We start from the raw sequence: 17,214 nt of genomic DNA, 5'->3' as shown, positions 1-17,214 counted from the left end.
CATGAAATTCGATACACCCGCCACGACCAATCCGATCGACCGGCTGAAGATCGTCGGCCATCCGCTCGACCGCATCGACGGACCGCTGAAGACCACGGGCACCGCGCCCTATGCCTATGAACGCCACGATGTCGCGCCCGACGCGGCCTATGGCCATGTGCTGGGAGCGGCCATCGCCAAGGGCCGCATCGCCTCGATGGATATCGCCGCCGCCAAGGCCGCGCCCGGCGTGCTGGCCGTCGTCACGGCCGAGAATGCCGGCAAGCTCGGCAAGGGTGAGTACAATACCGCGAAGCTGCTGGGCGGGCCCGAGATCCAGCACTATCACCAGGCCATCGCACTGGTGGTCGCCGAGACCTTCGAACAGGCGCGCCACGCGGCCGAGCTGATCAAGGTCCAGTATGCGCCGGCCAAGGGCGCCTACGACCTCGCCGCGTCCCGCGACAAGGCCAAGCCCGCCGGCACCGACGACGAGCCCGCCGACAGTGCTGTCGGCGCCTTCGACGGCGCCTTTGCCGCCGCGCCGGTGACGCTCGACGCCACCTACACCACGCCCGACCAGGCGCATGCGATGATGGAGCCGCACGCCAGCATCGCCGCCTGGGAGGGCGACAAGCTCTCGCTCTGGACTTCCAACCAGATGATCGCCTGGAGCGTCGGCGACATGGCCAAGACGCTGGGCATCGCCAAGGACAAGATCCACCTGATGTCGCCCTATATTGGCGGCGGCTTCGGCGGCAAGCTGTGGGTGCGCGCCGACGCGGTGTTGGCGGCGCTGGGCGCGCGCGCGGCGAAGCGTCCCGTCAAAGTGGCGCTGCAGCGGCCGCTGATGTTCAACAACACCACCCACCGTCCGGCGACGATCCAGCGCCTGCGCCTCGGCGCGACCAAGGACGGCATCATCACCGCGATCGGCCATGACAGCTGGTCGGGCGACCTGCCCGACGGCAAGCCGGAAACGGCGGTCCTGCAGACGCGGCTGCTCTATGCCGGCGCCAACCGCCTGACGCGGCTGCGGCTGGCCGTGCTCGACCTGCCGGAAGGCAACTCGATGCGCGCGCCCGGCGAGGCGCCCGGCATGATGGCGCTCGAGATCGCCATGGACGAGATGGCCGAGAAGCTCGGACTCGACCCGATCGAGTTCCGCATCCGCAACGACACGCAGGTCGATCCCGAGAAGCCCGAGCGCAAATTCTCGCAGCGCCAGCTCACCGAATGCCTGCGGACCGGCGCCGGTCGCTTCGGCTGGTCGGCCCGCCAGGCCACGCCGCGGCAGATGCGCGAGGGGCGCTGGCGGATCGGCCTCGGCATGGCAGCCGCTTATCGCGGCTCGCCGGTGATCAAGTCGGGCGCGCGCGTGCGGCTCGACGCAAAGGGCATCGTCACCGTCGAGACCGACATGACCGACATCGGCACCGGCAGCTACACGATCATCGCCCAGACCGCGGCCGAGATGATGGGCGTGCCGCTGGACAAGGTGGTGGTGAAGCTGGGCGATTCCGCCTTCCCCGTCTCGGCCGGTTCGGGCGGACAGTTCGGCGCCAACTCCGCGACCGCCGGCGTCTATGCCGCCTGCGTGAAGCTGCGCGAGGCGGTGACGGGCAAGCTCGGTCTCAACGCCGCCGACGCGCAGTTCGCCGACGGCCAGGTCCGCTCGGGTGAACGCAGCATCGCGCTGGCCGACGCGGCCAAGGCGGGCGAGCTTGTGGCCGAGGATTCGATCGAATTCGGTGGCCTCGACAAGAAGCACCAGCTCTCGACCTTCGGTGCGCATTTCGTCGAGGTCGGCGTCGATGCCGCCACGGCCGAGGTACGGATCCGGCGCATGCTGGCGGTCTGCGCCGCCGGCCGCATCCTCAATCCGAAATCGGCGCGCAGCCAGGTGATCGGCGCCATGACCATGGGCGCGGGTGCGGCGCTGATGGAGGAGCTGGCGGTCGACACGCGCCACGGCTTTTTCGTCAACCACGACCTCGTGGGCTACGAAGTCCCGGTCCATGCCGACATCCCGCACCAGGAGGTGATCTTCCTCGACGAGACCGATCCGCTGTCCTCGCCGATGAAGGCCAAGGGCGTCGGCGAACTCGGCATCTGCGGCGTCGGCGCCGCCGTCGCCAACGCGATCTACAACGCCACCGGCGTCCGCGTCCGCGACTACCCGATCACGCTCGACAAGCTGCTGGAGAAGATGCCGGACGTGGGGTGACCCGTCCTCACCCTGAGGAGCGCTCCTCTGGAGCGCGTCTCGAAGGGTCGAACGAGCACCGCGCCTGACACCCATCCTTCGAGACGGTCGCTGCGCGACCTCCTCAGGATGAGGTTGTGTGCGACGCCCGCAGGCGGGCCGCTCTCACCCCACCACGCACTTCGCCGGCAGCGGCGTGCCGTCGAGCACGTAGAAAATGTTCTCGACCGCCTGCACGGCGACGCGCTCCAGCGACTGCCGGGTCGAGCCGCCGATATGCGGCGTGAAGACCACGTTCTTCTGCTTCCACAGCGGATGGTTCGGATCGGGCGGCTCGACCACGAAGGTGTCGAGCGCGGCGCCGGCGAGATGGCCGCTCTCCAGCGCGGCGACCAGCGCCACGTCATCGACCAGCGGGCCGCGGCCGGCATTCACCAGGAACGTGCCCTGGCGCATGCGGGCGAGCGCCGCCGCGTCGATCATGCGGTCGGTCTCCTCGGTCAGCGGACAATGCAGCGTGACGATGTCCGCCCACTCCAGCAGCTGGTCGAGGACATCGACGCGGCCGACGCCTTCGGGGATCGCGTCGGGCGCGAGGTAGGGATCGTAGATCCGGATCTCGAGATCGAACGGCCGGCACAGCGCGACCAGCGAGGAGCCGACGGCGCCGCAGCCGACGATGCCGAGCTTCGAGCCCGACAGTTCGCGGCCCATGAAGGCCGATTGCGGCCACGTGCCCTGCTTCAGCGCCGTGTCGAACGGCACCATGTAGCGAAGAACCGAGATCATCATGCCCAGCGCCAGCTCGGCCACCGAGCGGGCATTGGCGCCGTGCGTGCGCAGCACCGCGATGCCGCGCGCGCTCGCGGCCGCGACGTCGATATTGTCGTAGCCGACGCCATGCTTGGACACGACGCGCAGATCCGGCGCGGCGTCATAGACGGCCGGTGTGATCTTCGTGGTGCGCACCAGGATCGCATGGGTGGGCGCCTCCGACACCGCCGCGATCATCTCGGCCTCGGTGGCCCGCGTCGGCAACATCCGCACCTCCGCCCCCCGCGCCTCGAGCAACGCCATGGCCGAGGGTGCGAGCACGTCGGAGTTGATGATGATGCGGGGGCTGTTTTTCATTGGCGTGCCTTCTTCTGACGCGATGACAAGGAATGGTGTTTAGCAGTCTCACGATAGCGCACTCAATCAGCGAGCCACGCTGCCGCGTCGATCGTGCCGGACGACTGGGGGGAGTTCGCTAATGGGCTCGGGCCGCGCCACCAGGAATTGATAATCACACTGCTTCATCCGATAAATGGATGAGGCGGAGGGCGCCCGATGGTCATCTCACGTTTGCTGCTGCTGACTCTCTTGATCGTTGCGGGTGGCGCACCCCCGGCTCTCGCGCTTGAGCCTGAGGTCATGAAGGTGGCCGACGAGATCGCCGACCGGACGGAAGCGGCGATGCAGCCACTCATCGCCAAGAGGGACTTCCCGAAGGTCGCAGCCGAGCCGGATTTCACGACATCATTGACGCTCCTGCAGCGCGGATTTCAACCGCCGGATGCCACATGCGCCCCAGCCCTCAGGTCACAGTTCGAGGAGCAGGTAAAGGCGCTTGGCCGCGACACCCGACGGCCGATCCGGATACTGCCACAAGGTGTCCCGGCGACGGCCACGCTGGTCATCGGCGACGTTATCGGCAAACAGGCTGATCTTTCGGACGAGCCCTTCAATACGTGGGCGGACGACGCCAAGCGCGCTTCAGATCAAGATTTGTCAGCAAGGGCCAGGGCCCTGGACCTGCATGCGGGCAACACAAGTGTCCTTTCGGGCCTCTACCGCAGTGCCGACGGAGCGCTGGTTCACGGTAGTGGCGCCTTTGATTGGGACAGCTCGTACGTCTACTTCGAGCAGAATCAACCTGTCTGGAATTGTCGCTTCAACTTCGTGCAGAAGATCGTCTGGCTCTCCCTGCTCGACGTAAAGGAACGGCTGCGGTCCGAGCTTCTTGAGATAGAAGCCAGCGCGAGCCGGCGTAGTGGCGCGAACGACGATCCGGACCCTTGGCGTGGTGTCCGTGTTCGCACGGAGATCGGATACCTGACGACCGCGAACCTCTTCTGTCTGCAGATGGCCGAGACCTCTTACAGCAAGCAAGAACTCAGGGCCTGCGCTGTGCGCGTCGCCTCATCCATGATGGGCCGCCCAAATTGAGGGCGACTTCGCACTAAGGACAGGCGCCGACCAGCCCGCCCCAGAACAGCGGCAAGACCACGAGCGGGATCTAGACAAGCGGTACGATCCGGAGCGCGATGAGCACTACGCTGGCGATCTGTGCGGCGACCAGCCAGGGGAACAGGCTTCGGAACATCGCCATGCTCAGGGTGTGGCCCAGAGCGTGGAGGCAATACATACCCTTGTCGACATAATCGGGCGGCACCTGGTCGAGAGTGGAAACCTGCAAAAAGAAGATCGCCCACCCGGCAATGAAAGCGATGGCCAGCCGGAGGAGTACCGACGGGCGATCCACCCATTCAATCAGTCGATGGTACGAATTGATCACCGAAGCGTCTCGCGGGCCCTTGGCGCGAGCTGCACCTTAGCACGCGCAGCGCGCTCTACGAAAACGGGCCGGCCCCTACTCCCCCTTCAGCAGCCCGTCCTTGATCATCTGCGCCGCCGCCGCGTCTTCCTTCTTCAGGAGAACGTCGTACTGGTCGGGGGTCATCTTGCGCGCCTCGGTGCCGAGGTTCTTCAGCCTGGCCTGGACCTCGGGATCGTCGAGCACCTTCTGCAGCGCGTCGCCCAGCACCTTGATCGTGGCGGGCGGCGTCCTGGCGGGTGCGAGCAGGCCCGAGCCGGTGACGACCTCGAAGCCTTTCAGGCCGAGCTCGTCGAGGGTCGGCGTCTCGGGCAGGTCGGCGGCGCGCTTCAGGCTGGTCACCGCCAGCGGCTTGAAGGTGCCGGCGCGGAGCTGGCCGATCGAGCTCGGGAGCTGGTCGACGACGGCGTCGATGTTCCCGCCCATCAGGTCGGCGATGGCCGGCGACGAGCCCTTGTAGGGAACGGCGGTGAACTTCGCGCCGAGCATCTGCTGCATCCGCAGGATCGCGACATGGTTGGTGGTGCCGTTGCCGGCATGGCCGATCCGCACCGCTTCGGGGTTGGCCTTGGCGAAGGCCGCCAGCTCGGCGAAGCTCTGGAAGCGGCTGGTGGCCGGGACTTCGATCACCAGCGGCGTCTCCGACACCGTGCCGAGGCCCGCGAAATCGTCGACGGTATAGGGCGGCTGCGCCACCAGGCGCGGCGCCAGCACGAAGCCGGTCGTACCGGCCAGCACCAGTGTGTAGCCATCGGGCTTGGCCTTCGCGGCGGCGGTCTGGGCGATCAGGCCGGCGGCGCCCGGCCGGTTCTCGATGACGACGGCCTGGCCCAGCCGCTTCGACAGCGCCTGGCCGACGGTGCGCGCCGTCACGTCGATGTTTCCGCCGGGCGCGTAGCCCACGAGGATCGTGATCGGCTTGCTGGGGAAGTCCGCCGTCTGCGCCAGGGCCGCCGCGGGGCCGACCAGCGCGGCGCCCGCGAACGACAGGCCGAGCGCGATGAAGCTGTTCCTACGCATGACACACCTCCAGATAATTCCGGCGCCTCATAGCAGGGGGGCGCCGGGATTTCGGTGTGACGTAAGCTGTCCTGTTCCGCGCTTCGAGTTTCGCGCGCGGGGAACCGATCAGCAGTAGGGCGCGGTGCGGCTGCGATAGCCGTCGTAATACTGGCTGCCGCAGACGACCTGCTGCTGCACGACCTGATCCTGATAGCCGTTCTGGCCGCGATTGGTCACGGCGACGGTGGTGTAGCGCCGGCCGTCGGCCTGATTGTAGCGCCCCGAATTCTGCTGCTGGTAGTTCTGCTGCTGGTAGGGATTGTAGCCCTGCTGGTTGGGGTAGTAGTTGGGCGCCGGCTGGGAATAGGTGTTACGCGGCGGCGGGGGCGCCCCGTAGGCGTTGTTGTAGGCCGGCGCGGGCTGGCAGGCAGCGGCCGCCAGGCCGATAGCGGCAACCAGCGCGAGCCTCGCAGACATTCCCAACATAGCCGACCCTCCAAGGTGCAGTTCCATCGCAGCAACGCTTTCCGCCCCTGCGAAGTTGCGCGCTGCACGGGGTGTTCACCGAACGTGGTTCCGCCAGGCCGCCGGGGGCAGGCCCATCCTGGCACTGAAAGCGCGCGAAAAAGCGGCAACGTCAGCGTAGCAGGTGGTGACCGCGATGTCGGCGACGGTGAGATCGGTGTCGCGCAAGAGTTTCTGCGCGACCTGGAGGCGGACCTCGGCGATCAGATCGCGGACCGTGGTCCCGCGCTCGGCGAGGCGGCGGTTCAGGGTGCGATTGCTCAAACCCAGGGCGGAGGCGACGGCGTCGGCGTCGACGACGCCCTGCGCCAGCCCGCGGATGATGGCGCGGCGGGCGCGGATCGCGATGTCCAGTTCCTCTCCGGGCGATGGCGGCACAGGCGGCGCTGTCGGTCCCCGCGGCACGGGCTCAGGCCGGCGCGGCAGCCAGCACGGATCGAAGACCACGGCGCTGAGCGGCGCGCCGAAGGCGAGCGGCACCTTGAAGAACGCCTCGTAGGGCCGCCGGTCGGCCGGCGCGCGACGGGCGAAGGTGACGCGCGACGGGGTCCATTTGGGCCCGCACAGGAGGCGCAGGATGTTCGCCACCGCCACCAGCGAGAAGTCCTCGAGGAGGTCGGTGCCGCGCCGGTGATAGGCGTAGGGCGTGAAGCTGAAGCGGGCGCCGTCGGCGCCGACCGTCAGAGCCGGCACCAGCGCCTCGCCGTTGAGATGCAGGTTCATCGTGAGCCCGCGCAGCGCCCGCTCGACCGAGCGTGCGCCGCCCAGCAGGCCGGCGATCGGCGCGCCCAACGCGTCGGGTCCCACCGGCTCCGCGAGCAGCAGCCCCAAATGCGGACAGTCCGCCCGTTCGGCGCCGCGCGCGGCGAGATCGAGCAGCCGGTCGACCGGCCAGCGGGCCTCGGGATCGTCAAGACTGTCGGGCGGAAGGCCGCTCTCGGCCAGCAGCGGCGCCAGCGCAACGCCGAACCGCGCCAGCAAGGCCTCGAGGCCCAGCATGGGCCCGACCCGCATCGCCCGGCCTTCAGAGCCGCTGCAGCGGGCGAGCGCGCCGGGTTCTTTGGATGTCGCGAGAATCGTCACCTTGTCCCGATCGTTGCACTTTTGGCGCAAACTGTCATGGCGTCGGGCGGTGCGCTTTGGCACACCGCCGCCGACATATCGGGCCCATCGCAATGATCGAGGAAGCCTCGTTGAATCTGAAGTTGGCGGCCGCTGCGATCGTCGTTGGGGGTGTCTTCGCCTGCACGGGCGTTGCGATGGCGGAGCCGGCGGCCGCCAACACCGCGACGGCGGATCGCGACGCCTGGCGTTTCCAGGCCGCGACCTATGGCTGGCTGATGAGCGTGAGCGGCAGCACCACCTCGCACGGCCAGACGGTCGACACCAATGCGAGCTTCATCGACCTGCTGCAGAAGAGCGATTCGCTGATCGGCTACATGGGCTATCTCGAGGCCGACAAGGGACCGCTCGGCGTCTATGCCGACTTCGTCTTCACCAAGATGGGCTTCACCACCAGCCAGGCCGCCTATCGCAATCCCCTTCCCGGCCTGAAACTCAGCGCGACGGCCAATGCGGCGCTCACGATGCAGATGTTCATCGTCGAGATCGGCGGCGTCTACGAGCTGGCGCGCTGGGGCGGCGCCGGCGGCGGCTCCACCACGCTCGAGGCGGTGGGCGGCTTCCGCTACTGGAACGTCAACCTCACCGGCACCTTCGACGCGCTGATCACCGCCGACACGACGCGCTTCAACCTGAGCCGAAGCGCCGGCTTCGCGCTGGCCGACAGCGGCACCACGGCGTGGGTCGATCCGCTGGTCGGCCTGCGCCTGCGCCACCAGCTCGCGCCCAACCAGACGATCACGGTGCGCGGCGACATCGGCGGCTTCAACCTGCAGAACTCGCTGAGCTGGCAGGCGCTCGCCGTCTACTCCTACGACTGGCAGATGAGCGGCTACCGGATCGCAGCCCTGCTCGGCTTCCGTGCGCTGGGCGTCAACTACAACAGCGGCAGTGGCGCCACCGCCTTCGGCCTCAACGAGGTCTTCTACGGCCCGGTCGTCGGCGCGAGTTTCCGATTCTGAAAGAGAGAGGTTCGATCATGGCCATCAATCGTCGCAACGCCACTTTGGGCGGTCTCGCCGGCACGCTCTCGGCCCTCGGCGGCCTGCTGCCGCTGTCCGGCGCGCGCGCCCAGGAAGGTGTGCCGGTGCTCGGCGGGCTGGAAGAGTTCTGGCTGGCCACCGACGCCTATGTCTACGGCTACCCGCTGGTCACCATGGAGATGACGCGGCGGATCATGACCAACGTCGCCGCCCCCGCCGGTACGCGCGCGCCGATGGGCCAGTTCGCGCGCATCCGCGAATATCCCAACGCCGCCTTCCGCGACGTCACCGCGCCCAACGCCGACACGCTCTACACGATCGCCTGGGCCGATGTCGGCAAGGAGCCGTGGGTGCTCAGCCTGCCCGACATGAAGGGCCGCTATTACCTGTTCCCGCTGCTCGACGGCTGGACCACCGTGTTCCAGGTGCCCGGCGCGCGCACCACCGGCACGGGCGCGCAGACCTATGCCATCACCGGCCCGGGCTGGAAGGGCACGCTTCCCGCCGGCGTGAAGGAATACAAGTCGCCGACCGGCCTGGTCTGGATGCTGGGCCGCATCTACTGCACCGGCACGCCGGAGGATTACGCCGCCGTCCATGCGCTCCAGGACCAGTGCAAGCTGGTGCCGCTCAGCGCCTGGGGCAAGGACTACACGCCGCCGGCCGCAACGGTCGACGCGTCGGTCGACATGAAGACGGCGGTGCGCGAGCAGGTGAACGCGCTCGACGCCGTCTCCTACTTCACGCTGCTGGCCGAGCTGATGAAGACCAACCCGCCGGTCGCGGCCGACGCCGCCGCGGTCGCGCGCTTCGCCCGCATCGGCCTGGTGCCCGGCCAGGACTTCGACAAGACGAAGCTCAATGCCGACTTCGTCGCGCGCATCCCGCACATCGCCTTCGACCGCATCATGCTGCAGCTCAAGGTCGGCAAGTCGGTGAAGAACGTGAACGGCTGGCTCTACGACACGGTCACCGGGATCTACGGCACCGACTATCTGAACCGCGCGCTGGTCACGGCGATCGGGCTGGGCGCCAACCGCCCGCAGGACGCGATCTATCCGATGTCGCTGAAGGATGCCAGCGGGCGCGATTATGACGGCGCGAACAAGTACGTGGTGCGCTTCGCCAAGGGCCAGCTCCCGCCGGTCAAGGGCTTCTGGTCGCTCACCATGTACGACGCCGACTTCTTCTTCGTCGCCAACCCGATCAACCGCTACTCGATCAGCGCGCGGCAGAAGCTGAAGGCCAACGCCGACGGCTCGACCGACCTCTACATCCAGAACGAATCGCCCGGCGCCGACAAGGAGTCGAACTGGCTGCCCGCGCCCAAGGGCAAGTTCCAGCTGATGCTGCGCATGTACTGGCCCAACGAGACGCCGCCGTCGATCATCGACGGCAGCTGGTCCCCGCCCCCGGCGAAGAAGATGGGGTGAGGGCGCTTCTCACGGTGAGGTTCGCTGCCCGTTCAGGGAGAGCCGTTGGACCGGGGTCGCGTTGAAGCCCGGCGGGGCACTGAACCAGGCGGCGCCGTTCAGCATGGTGTCGCGGCCGACCAAGTAGAGCTTGCGCATATAGGCCTGGTCGAAGGGGCCGCTCAACCTGTCGCTGAAGCTCTGGGGAATGAATGCCACGTTGTACTCGATGCCATCGCGCTGGGCGATGACGTAGAGCTGGTAGAGATCGCTCAGCCCCTGCGCCTGGATCAGCGTGGCGATGGCGCGGTCGGCGATCTTCATCGTGTTGCGCGGCACCGTCTCCTGGTCGGCGCCCGGCCGTGCGTTGCGGATGATGTAGAGCCGCCGCGGCCGACGGGACAGCGCCTCGATCATGCCGGGACTTGCGTCGGACGCGTCGCGCAGCAGGTTGTCGCCGCCCAGCGACGGCGGATAGAGGACCACCTGGGCCACCGTGCCGCCATCGACATGCATTTCCTGATAGCGCTCGCCGCCCATCTCGATGTCGAACATCACCGGCGGCAGGATGCCGGGGATCGACGCGGACGCGAGCAGGATCTCGGCGAAGAAGTCCGCTGCGCGCGCGTGCCCGCTGGCGGCGATCGCCCCCATGTTCCACAGCACGCCGACCGGCACGTCGAGATTGGTCGTCGCAACGAACAGCAGGCGGCCCTTTTCGGTGTATTCACGGGCGATCGCGGCGAGCAGCCCCTGCGTGACGAAGCGCCGGATCGTGCGCAACAGCGGCGCGGAATCGTAGAGTGAATCGCCCAGCAATCCCCTCAGTACGCCGCGGCTCGTCATGATGTCGGCGACGGCGCTGTCGGTGTAGACGCTCGCGAGGTCCCGGTCGTAGTCCGGCCCGAGAAAGGCGAATGGCGCGCTCAGCGCCCCGGTGCTGACGCCCGTCACGCCCTTGAACTCCGGCCGGGTGCCCAGTTGCGTCCAGCCCGTCAGCAGCCCTGCGCCGAAAGCGCCGTTTTCGCCACCGCCCGAGATCGCGAGAAAGCTGGCCTCGCTCAAGGTCCCACCCGTCCGCTGCGCGTAGGCCATCTCGCGACGCAGGGCGGCGAAGGCGATGCGGCCGAAAAGCCTGTCGTTGCTGCCGTCGAGCACGACCCGGCAATCGTCCGGCATGCCGGCGAAACGCCCGTGGTCAAGGCGCCTCTCCGGGAGAGCCGCCAATCGGGTCGGCGCACTGCAGCCGCCGACCGTTGCCGACGCGATGCCTGCGCCGAAGGAACCGAGAAAGGACCGCCGCTTCATTGCGGGCCACTCTGCCCATGGCAGCGACCGCCGATCAATGGCCGCGCGACAGGGGAACCCGCTTACAGTCCCTTCCCGCTCGACGTCTCGCGCTCGGCCGCGCGCTGCGCGAAGACCCGCGTCACCTCGGCGAGGTTGTCCGTGCCCCAGGTGCAGAGCGGCACCAGGGCCTGGGCGAGGCTTTCGCCGAGCGGGGTCAGGGCGTAGTCGACCCGCGGCGGGACCTCCCTGTAGTCGGTCCGTTTGACGAGACCGTCGGCCGTCAGCTCCTTGAGCTGCTGGATCAGCATCTTGTCGCTCACGTCGCGCATGGCGCGGCGCAGCTCGCCGTAGCGGGTCGGGCCACCCTGGGCCAGGAAGTAGAGGATCAGCGGCTTCCACTTGCCGGCGATGACCCGGAGCGTCGCGTCGAGGCCGCAGGTGAAGCCCGGCAGGGTCGGGGTGCAGGTCTGGGCCTGCGGGGAGGTCTTCGACATTTTTAGGCACTTACCAAAAGGTGCATACTTGTCCTTAGGTGGGTACGCCTCCAGCTCTTTGCAACCTCAAACGCAGGAGCACAGGATGAGCAGACTCAAAGGAAAGACGGCGGTGATCACAGGCGGCGGCACCGGTATCGGGCTGGGCGCCGCGCAGCGCTTCGTCGAGGAAGGCGCGTTCGTCTATCTCTTCGGGAGACGGCAGGAACAGCTCGACGCCGCCGTGGCGACGCTCGGCACGTCGGCGCGCGCCGTGCGCGGCTCGGTGACGGAGATGGCCGACCTCGACCGGCTGTACGAGACCGTGAAGACGGAGCGCGGCGGGCTCGACATCCTGTTCGCCAATGCCGGCACCGGCGCCTTCGCCCCGCTGGGCGCGATCACGCCGCAGCAGTACGACCAGATCTTCGACGTCAACGTGAAGGGGCTGATCTTCTCGGTGCAGAAGGGCCTGCCGCTGATGAAGGCCGGCGGCTCGATCATCCTCACCGGTTCGACCACCGGCGAGATGGGCACGGCGCAGTTCAGCATCTACAGCGCCACCAAGGCCGCCGTCCGCAACCTGGCGCGCAGCTGGGCGCTCGACCTGAAGGGCACCGGCATCCGCGTCAACGTCCTGTCGCCGGGCCCGACCCGGACGGACCTCGCACTCGAGGTGGTGGGCAAGGAAGCCTTCGAAGCGATCGGCGCCATGACCCCGCTCGGCCGCATCGGCGAGCCGTCGGAAACCGGCGCGGTGGCGGCGTTCCTCGCCTCCTCCGACTCGAGCTTCATGACCGGCGGCGAGGTCTTCGTCGACGGCGGCCTGGCACAGGTGTGAGCTAAGCGTGGGCCAAGCCTGGCTTGGCCCGCGCTGAGTTCCCCAAGCGTCAGGACATTGCGCAGCAATGTCCGGGAGCGCCACGAGGTGTTCGAGCGATCGAAGAGCTGAAGCGCCGTTGCCGTTCACCTTTCAAGAAAGCGAAAGGTCCCTCACTTCGTTCGGGATGACAATTTTGTTGGGATTTGCGCAGTGCGCTCAATCAAACAAACAGTGTCATCCCGAACGAAGTGAGGGACCTTTACCTCAAATGCGCTTCCCCCTTCTTGCGAGGAAGCTTGCACTGCGATCCGGTGACCGCACACCGCTACTTCAGCAGCGTCAGCAGGTAGTCGGCGACTCGCTGGTAGGCGGCCGGCGTCGGGTGATATTCGAACGGCGGGGCGATCAGGTAGGCGTCGGTATAGTCGGGAATGATCTGGCGGATCGTGTGCACACGCACGCCATTCTGTTTCAGGCGATCGATCACGCCGGCGGTGACGCCGTCCCACGTGAAGACATGAAAGCGAATGCCGGGATACAGGCGCTCGAGCTCGCGCGAGGCTTCGGTGATGATCGCCGCCGCCAGCTCCTCCTCCTCGCTTTCGGTCAGGCGGTTGAACCCGACCAGCTCGCGCCAGCTCTTGCCGACGGTATTGAAGTTCCCGTCACGCACCGCCCGGCCTTTGTCGTCCACCACGAAACGCGGACCGTACCTGTCCCATTTCCCGCGCCCCGCCGCCCGGGCGGTATGGGCGGGGATGAACAGATAGACCGCATCGGTCGGCTTGCAGGTGATCGCCTTCTGAAAGCGGCCGGATTGGAGACCGGACAGGAACTGGTGCGGTCCCCAGCCGCCGATCCCCAGGCTCTTGACCTCGACCTGTCCCTTGCTCTTGGCGACGATCTGGGCCGCCGTGGTCTCGTCGTCGTTCACGCCTTCGCCGAACGTGAACGAATCGCCGAACAGCAGGACGCAGCGCTGGGCGTTCTCGACCTTGGGAACGACACGAAAATGATCGGCCCCCGTCGTGTAGGACGCATCGTAGATCACGCGATCGTCCAGCAGTCTCCGGGCCGTGACGTGCTTGTTCGGTAGCGCGATGAAGCCGACATCCGGAATGCCCTTGCCCTGGCCCTGGTCGTAGAAGCCGTTGACGAAGGTGCCTTCCATGCGAAGCCGGTCGCTCTGCCCATCCACGAAGTCGGCGTTCTTCCACGCCCCGAACGCAAGAGCGGCCGCGACAGCCGCCACGAGACTGATGCCACCGGCCAACAACCAATCCTTCATTGCCTACCTACTCCCTGGGCATGCCTGCGGCGTCCTTCCCTCCCGACGGCGCGTGCGCCTCAGCGCGATCTCTGCAAAGGGGTCGGGGTGAGCGGACTCGGCGCCAGCGGGGCGGGCGCCGGTTCGGCCGAACTCGGCGCCCGGCCGCGCATCGGATCGTTGATCGCCGGATCGCCGGTCGCCGGGTCGTTGACCTGGGTCGGCTTCACCATCGTGTCGGGCTCGCTCGCCGACGCCGGCATGACGGCGGGGCCGAGCGGAACCGGCGCGCCTGGCGCGGCGGGCATACCGGGCGCGCCTGCAGCACCGGCGGATGCGGGGCGGCCTTCCTGCTGGGAGACGGCCTTGGCGGCCGAGGTGGTGTAGAGCCACTCGTCGGCACCGCGGGTCGTGCCTTCCTTGAAGACGGCGATGGCGCGCCGCTTGTCGCCGGCCTTCCAGAAGGCCTCGGACACGTCGCGATAGACCATGCCGGTGGCGCTGGGCTTGTTGTCCTTCGGCACCATCTGGAGCGTGCCCTTGGCGCGGTCAAAGCTGCGCTCGCCGGCCGCCAGGTTGCCGCTGCGGATCTGGTACTCGGCCAGGCTGCTATAGGCGAGCGCCAGGGTGCCGCAATTATAGTTGGTGGTGGAGGAGCACTGGTCGGTGGCCGAGTATTTCTCGACCTCCTTCTGCGCCAGGCTGGTCGCCGCCTTGAGGTCGCCGCCCTCCGACGCCCGCAGCGCCTGCTCCTGGTAGGACGTGCTGTCGCTGCTCGCGCAGGCCGTGAGCAGCGCGCCCGCCGCCGCTGCCACGACGAGCCTGCGGACCTGTGTCCCGCGATCCCCCAAAAGCCCGGCCATTTCAGTTCCCTGTCGAACACGAAGGCCGTCGATCGGCCCTCCCCCATCCCGTCTTATGGCGGGCGCCTCGCCCGAACGAAAGGGGGGATTTGAGGGCCGCCGAAGCGGGGCCCTTGGCCCGTGCCCCAGGCAGCGGCTAGATTGCCACTCGCATGCGCCAATACTGGTGGGTCAATCACAAGCAGACGTTCAATCAAGAGATTGAGCATCAGTACCTGTGGTCGCCCAAGACCTCCAGCAACGGTGCCCGCAACCGCTTCTACGACAATATGCGCGCGGCAAATCCGGGGGACCTCGTCCTCTCCTATGCCAACCAGCTCATCCGCTACGTCGGACGGGTCGCGGAGTTCGCCTTCACGGCCCCCAAGCCGTCGGAGTTCGGCGCGACCGGCACGTACTGGAACAACGAAGGGTGGCTGCTGCCGGTCTTCTGGACCCGCCTCGACCCGCCGGTGCGGCCGAAGGATCTGCTCGCCCTGATCGGGCCGCTGCTGCCGGACAAGTACTCGCCCATTCGCGCCTCTTCCGGCGACGGCAATCAGGGCGTCTACCTCGCGGCCATTCCGCGGGAAGTGCACGACATCATCACGGCGCACGCGCATGTCGACGCGGTCGGGCTCGAAACCGGCGGCGCCAACCGGCTGAGCTTCCGCACCGTCACGGACGAACTCGACGACCGCGTCGAGGCCTCCATTCGCAGCGACCTCAGCCTGGAGGACACGATCCGCAACGCCACGATCCAGGCGCGCCGCGGTCAGGGTACTTTCCGGTCAAACGTGCAGAAGATGGAGCAAGCCTGCCGGCTCACCGGCATCACCAATCCCGCCCTCCTGATCGCCAGCCACATCAGGCCCTGGCGATCCTGCGAGACCGCCGACCAGCGACTCGACGGCGCCAATGGTCTCCTGCTGACGCCCGATGCCGATCTGCTGTTCGATCGCGGCTTCATCTCGTTCGAGGACAGCGGCGAGGTGCGGGTTTCTCCTCGCTTCGACCAGGGCGACCTTCGCCGCCTCGGGCTCGGCGAACATGCGTGGAAACAGCTCGGCTTCTCCGAAGCGCCGATGCCCTGGCTGGCGCAAGGCTTCTCGGACAGCCAGCGGGCCTATCTCACCTATCATCGTGCGCAGGTCTACATCACCTGACGCCGATACAGGCGACGCACGTCCATGCTTGAACGCCAGCGACGCCAACAAAAAAGGGAGGTTCGTGCCGTTGTTAGAGTCGATGTCTTCGTGAAATCTCTCGCCGCAACAGGGCTTGCGGTGGCGGGCGTCATAGGGATCCTCGCCGGATCGGGCAGCGCGCTGGCGCAGGCCAGCAAGCAGGAATATCCGATCCCGCGGAGCCCGTCGGAGGACCTGACGGCGATCGAGCGGGTCTTCACGCCGCCGAAGCCGCCGCCGCTCACCGCGTTTCCGGAACTGCGCGAACGCTGGCAGGACACACCGGCGTTCCTGCGCGATTCCAAGGTGAGCATCGACGCCCGCAGCTACTACCGCGACGCCGTACGCCCGCCGGGCAGCACGACCATCCAGGAGGCCTGGGCAAGCGGCGGCTCGGTCTCGGCCGAGACCGGCAAGCTGTTCGACCTCGTCTCGCTGGGTGCCGTTCTCTACACGTCCTTCCCCGTCATCGCGCCGCCGCACTACGGCAACACGGGGCTGCTGCTGCCCGACCAGCAGGGCTATGCGGTGTTCGGCCAGCTCTATGCCCAGGTGCATCTCGGCGATGCCTACGAGATCACGCTGGGTCGCCACCTCTACAACACGCCTTTCCTCGGCGCGCACGACAACCGCATGTCGCCCAACACCTTCTCCGGCTACCGGCTGGTCGGCACGTTCAACGGCGACGCAGGCGGACCGAGCTTTCGCTACGGGGTCGCCTACATCGACGCCATGAAGCCGCGCGACGCGCTCGCCTTCCAGTCGATGGCCAGCGCGGCGGGCGCGCCCACCTCGAATGCCGGCGTCGGCATCCTGGGCGGCCTGATGAACTGGGGACCGGTCTCGATCGGCGCGATCAATTACTACAGCCAGGACCTGCTCAACATCTTCTACACCGAGGGCAAGGTCGGCCACGATTTCGGCGGCGGCTTCACGGCGCTCGCCGCGGCGCAGTTCGTCGCCCAGAACAGCACCGGGCAGACGCTGATCAACGGCGGCAACGCCTTCGCCACCAACCAGCTCGGCATGAAGGTCGATCTCGGCTACGACACCGGCATCCTGACCCTGGGCTATTCGGTCGTGAATCCCGGTCTCGGCATCCTGACGCCGTGGAGCGCCAACCCCTTCTACACTGATGCCCTGATCCAGGGCTTCCAGCGCGCCGGCGAACAGGCGGTGATGATCGGCCTGTCGCAGACGCTGAAGCCGGTCGGCCTGCCCGGCATCGCGCTGTCCGCCCACTTTTTCAACGGCTGGACCAGCGCGCCCGCCGCGGGTGCGCCGCTGGTCGAGAGCGAATGGGACTTCCACATCGACTGGCGTCCCGACCACAAGCCGCTGCGGGGTCTCTGGTTCCGCACGCAGTACGGCCGGTCCACCGTGTGGCAGGGCAGCACCGTCACCAACAGCGAGGAACTGCGCGTGGTGCTGAACTACGGCCTCAAGCTCTACTGAGAACGTCGCGCTTAGGCTCGACCCTCGAGGTGAGTGTCGCCACACCAAGCGG

16 protein-coding genes are annotated in these 17,214 nt (G+C 67.5%); 7 read left to right on the top strand and 9 right to left on the bottom strand.

Going from position 1 to position 17,214, the window contains the following annotated elements; translation table 11 throughout:
* Nucleotide 1 precedes the first annotated feature (1 nt).
* On the top strand, nt 2–2,206 hold the full coding sequence (gene paoC / locus ACQY78_RS23975; RefSeq protein ID WP_428679671.1) for an aldehyde oxidoreductase molybdenum-binding subunit PaoC: 2,205 nt from the start codon (nt 2–4) through the stop codon (nt 2,204–2,206).
* Nucleotides 2,207–2,350: 144 nt separating this feature from the next.
* Here paoC and ACQY78_RS23970 read toward each other — a convergent pair whose 3' ends face one another.
* Nucleotides 2,351–3,316, bottom strand: a complete 966-nt coding sequence (locus ACQY78_RS23970) for a hydroxyacid dehydrogenase (protein WP_428679669.1) — start codon at nt 3,314–3,316, stop codon at nt 2,351–2,353.
* Between the two features lie 198 nt (nt 3,317–3,514).
* On the opposite strand from ACQY78_RS23970, the gene ACQY78_RS23965 reads away from it, so the two are divergent.
* The gene (locus tag ACQY78_RS23965; protein WP_428679666.1) at nt 3,515–4,393 is read left to right on the top strand and encodes a hypothetical protein; all 879 of its coding nucleotides are present in this window, start codon (nt 3,515–3,517) and stop codon (nt 4,391–4,393) included.
* 70 nt (nt 4,394–4,463) lie between these two features.
* On the opposite strand, the gene ACQY78_RS23960 is transcribed toward ACQY78_RS23965, so the two are convergent.
* The 4 genes from ACQY78_RS23960 to ACQY78_RS23945 form a co-directional block, all read right to left on the bottom strand.
* Nucleotides 4,464–4,742 carry a hypothetical protein gene (locus tag ACQY78_RS23960; protein WP_428679660.1) on the bottom strand — a complete coding sequence of 93 codons (279 nt, stop codon included), beginning with the start codon at nt 4,740–4,742 and terminating at the stop codon, nt 4,464–4,466.
* 75 nt (nt 4,743–4,817) lie between these two features.
* Nucleotides 4,818–5,801, bottom strand: coding sequence for a Bug family tripartite tricarboxylate transporter substrate binding protein (locus tag ACQY78_RS23955; RefSeq protein ID WP_428679658.1), 984 nt, complete (start codon nt 5,799–5,801; stop codon nt 4,818–4,820).
* Between the two features lie 108 nt (nt 5,802–5,909).
* Nucleotides 5,910–6,260, bottom strand: coding sequence for a hypothetical protein (locus ACQY78_RS23950; RefSeq protein WP_428679655.1), 351 nt, complete (start codon nt 6,258–6,260; stop codon nt 5,910–5,912).
* Between the two features lie 84 nt (nt 6,261–6,344).
* Entirely contained in the window at nt 6,345–7,322 is a 978-nt protein-coding gene (locus ACQY78_RS23945; RefSeq protein WP_428679652.1) for an AraC family transcriptional regulator, read from the bottom strand.
* 179 nt (nt 7,323–7,501) lie between these two features.
* Between ACQY78_RS23945 and ACQY78_RS23940 the strand changes: the two genes are divergently transcribed.
* Nucleotides 7,502–8,392: a hypothetical protein gene (locus tag ACQY78_RS23940; RefSeq protein ID WP_428679650.1), complete on the top strand. Its 891-nt coding sequence runs from the start codon at nt 7,502–7,504 to the stop codon at nt 8,390–8,392.
* A gap of 17 nt (nt 8,393–8,409) precedes the next feature.
* Nucleotides 8,410–9,846 carry a DUF1254 domain-containing protein gene (locus ACQY78_RS23935; RefSeq protein WP_428679647.1) on the top strand — a complete coding sequence of 479 codons (1,437 nt, stop codon included), beginning with the start codon at nt 8,410–8,412 and terminating at the stop codon, nt 9,844–9,846.
* A 9-nt stretch (nt 9,847–9,855) separates the two neighbouring features.
* On the opposite strand, the gene ACQY78_RS23930 is transcribed toward ACQY78_RS23935, so the two are convergent.
* Both ACQY78_RS23930 and ACQY78_RS23925 read right to left on the bottom strand, forming a co-directional pair.
* Nucleotides 9,856–11,133 (bottom strand): patatin-like phospholipase family protein, encoded by a 1,278-nt coding sequence (locus ACQY78_RS23930; RefSeq protein ID WP_428679645.1) that lies wholly within the window; start codon nt 11,131–11,133, stop codon nt 9,856–9,858.
* Nucleotides 11,134–11,195: 62 nt separating this feature from the next.
* Nucleotides 11,196–11,609, bottom strand: a complete 414-nt coding sequence (locus tag ACQY78_RS23925) for a winged helix-turn-helix transcriptional regulator (protein ID WP_428679643.1) — start codon at nt 11,607–11,609, stop codon at nt 11,196–11,198.
* Nucleotides 11,610–11,694: 85 nt separating this feature from the next.
* Between ACQY78_RS23925 and ACQY78_RS23920 the strand changes: the two genes are divergently transcribed.
* Complete coding sequence (locus ACQY78_RS23920; protein WP_428679641.1) at nt 11,695–12,429, top strand: SDR family NAD(P)-dependent oxidoreductase; 735 nt, start codon at nt 11,695–11,697, stop codon at nt 12,427–12,429.
* Nucleotides 12,430–12,736: 307 nt separating this feature from the next.
* Here ACQY78_RS23920 and ACQY78_RS23915 read toward each other — a convergent pair whose 3' ends face one another.
* Nucleotides 12,737–13,699 carry a hypothetical protein gene (locus ACQY78_RS23915; protein ID WP_428679638.1) on the bottom strand — a complete coding sequence of 321 codons (963 nt, stop codon included), beginning with the start codon at nt 13,697–13,699 and terminating at the stop codon, nt 12,737–12,739.
* Nucleotides 13,700–13,758: 59 nt separating this feature from the next.
* On the bottom strand, nt 13,759–14,541 hold the full coding sequence (locus tag ACQY78_RS23910) for a hypothetical protein (protein ID WP_428679636.1): 783 nt from the start codon (nt 14,539–14,541) through the stop codon (nt 13,759–13,761).
* Between the two features lie 152 nt (nt 14,542–14,693).
* Between ACQY78_RS23910 and ACQY78_RS23905 the strand changes: the two genes are divergently transcribed.
* On the top strand, nt 14,694–15,686 hold the full coding sequence (locus ACQY78_RS23905; protein ID WP_428679634.1) for an HNH endonuclease: 993 nt from the start codon (nt 14,694–14,696) through the stop codon (nt 15,684–15,686).
* Nucleotides 15,687–15,776: 90 nt separating this feature from the next.
* A complete protein-coding gene (locus tag ACQY78_RS23900; protein WP_428679632.1) occupies nt 15,777–17,162 on the top strand; it encodes an OprD family outer membrane porin in 1,386 nt (461 codons plus the stop codon).
* Nucleotides 17,163–17,214: the final 52 nt, after the last annotated feature.

Origin of the sequence: Reyranella sp., from assembly GCF_965279625.1 — a bacterium.
GTDB lineage: Bacteria > Pseudomonadota > Alphaproteobacteria > Reyranellales > Reyranellaceae > Reyranella.
This window is presented reverse-complemented; position numbering and strand designations above follow the sequence as displayed.

Excerpts from the sequence above, each read along its gene's own strand:
- paoC (WP_428679671.1), top strand. The coding sequence starts at position 2 with ATGAAATTCGATACACCCGCCACGACCAATCCGATCGACCGGCTGAAG.
- ACQY78_RS23970 (WP_428679669.1), bottom strand. The coding sequence starts at position 3,316 with ATGAAAAACAGCCCCCGCATCATCATCAACTCCGACGTGCTCGCACCC.
- ACQY78_RS23965 (WP_428679666.1), top strand. The coding sequence starts at position 3,515 with ATGGTCATCTCACGTTTGCTGCTGCTGACTCTCTTGATCGTTGCGGGT.
- ACQY78_RS23955 (WP_428679658.1), bottom strand. The coding sequence starts at position 5,801 with ATGCGTAGGAACAGCTTCATCGCGCTCGGCCTGTCGTTCGCGGGCGCC.
- ACQY78_RS23950 (WP_428679655.1), bottom strand. The coding sequence starts at position 6,260 with ATGTCTGCGAGGCTCGCGCTGGTTGCCGCTATCGGCCTGGCGGCCGCT.
- ACQY78_RS23945 (WP_428679652.1), bottom strand. The coding sequence starts at position 7,322 with ATGCGGGTCGGGCCCATGCTGGGCCTCGAGGCCTTGCTGGCGCGGTTC.
- ACQY78_RS23935 (WP_428679647.1), top strand. The coding sequence starts at position 8,410 with ATGGCCATCAATCGTCGCAACGCCACTTTGGGCGGTCTCGCCGGCACG.
- ACQY78_RS23930 (WP_428679645.1), bottom strand. The coding sequence starts at position 11,133 with ATGAAGCGGCGGTCCTTTCTCGGTTCCTTCGGCGCAGGCATCGCGTCG.
- ACQY78_RS23925 (WP_428679643.1), bottom strand. The coding sequence starts at position 11,609 with ATGTCGAAGACCTCCCCGCAGGCCCAGACCTGCACCCCGACCCTGCCG.
- ACQY78_RS23920 (WP_428679641.1), top strand. The coding sequence starts at position 11,695 with ATGAGCAGACTCAAAGGAAAGACGGCGGTGATCACAGGCGGCGGCACC.
- ACQY78_RS23915 (WP_428679638.1), bottom strand. The coding sequence starts at position 13,699 with ATGAAGGATTGGTTGTTGGCCGGTGGCATCAGTCTCGTGGCGGCTGTC.
- ACQY78_RS23910 (WP_428679636.1), bottom strand. The coding sequence starts at position 14,541 with ATGGCCGGGCTTTTGGGGGATCGCGGGACACAGGTCCGCAGGCTCGTC.
- ACQY78_RS23905 (WP_428679634.1), top strand. The coding sequence starts at position 14,694 with ATGCGCCAATACTGGTGGGTCAATCACAAGCAGACGTTCAATCAAGAG.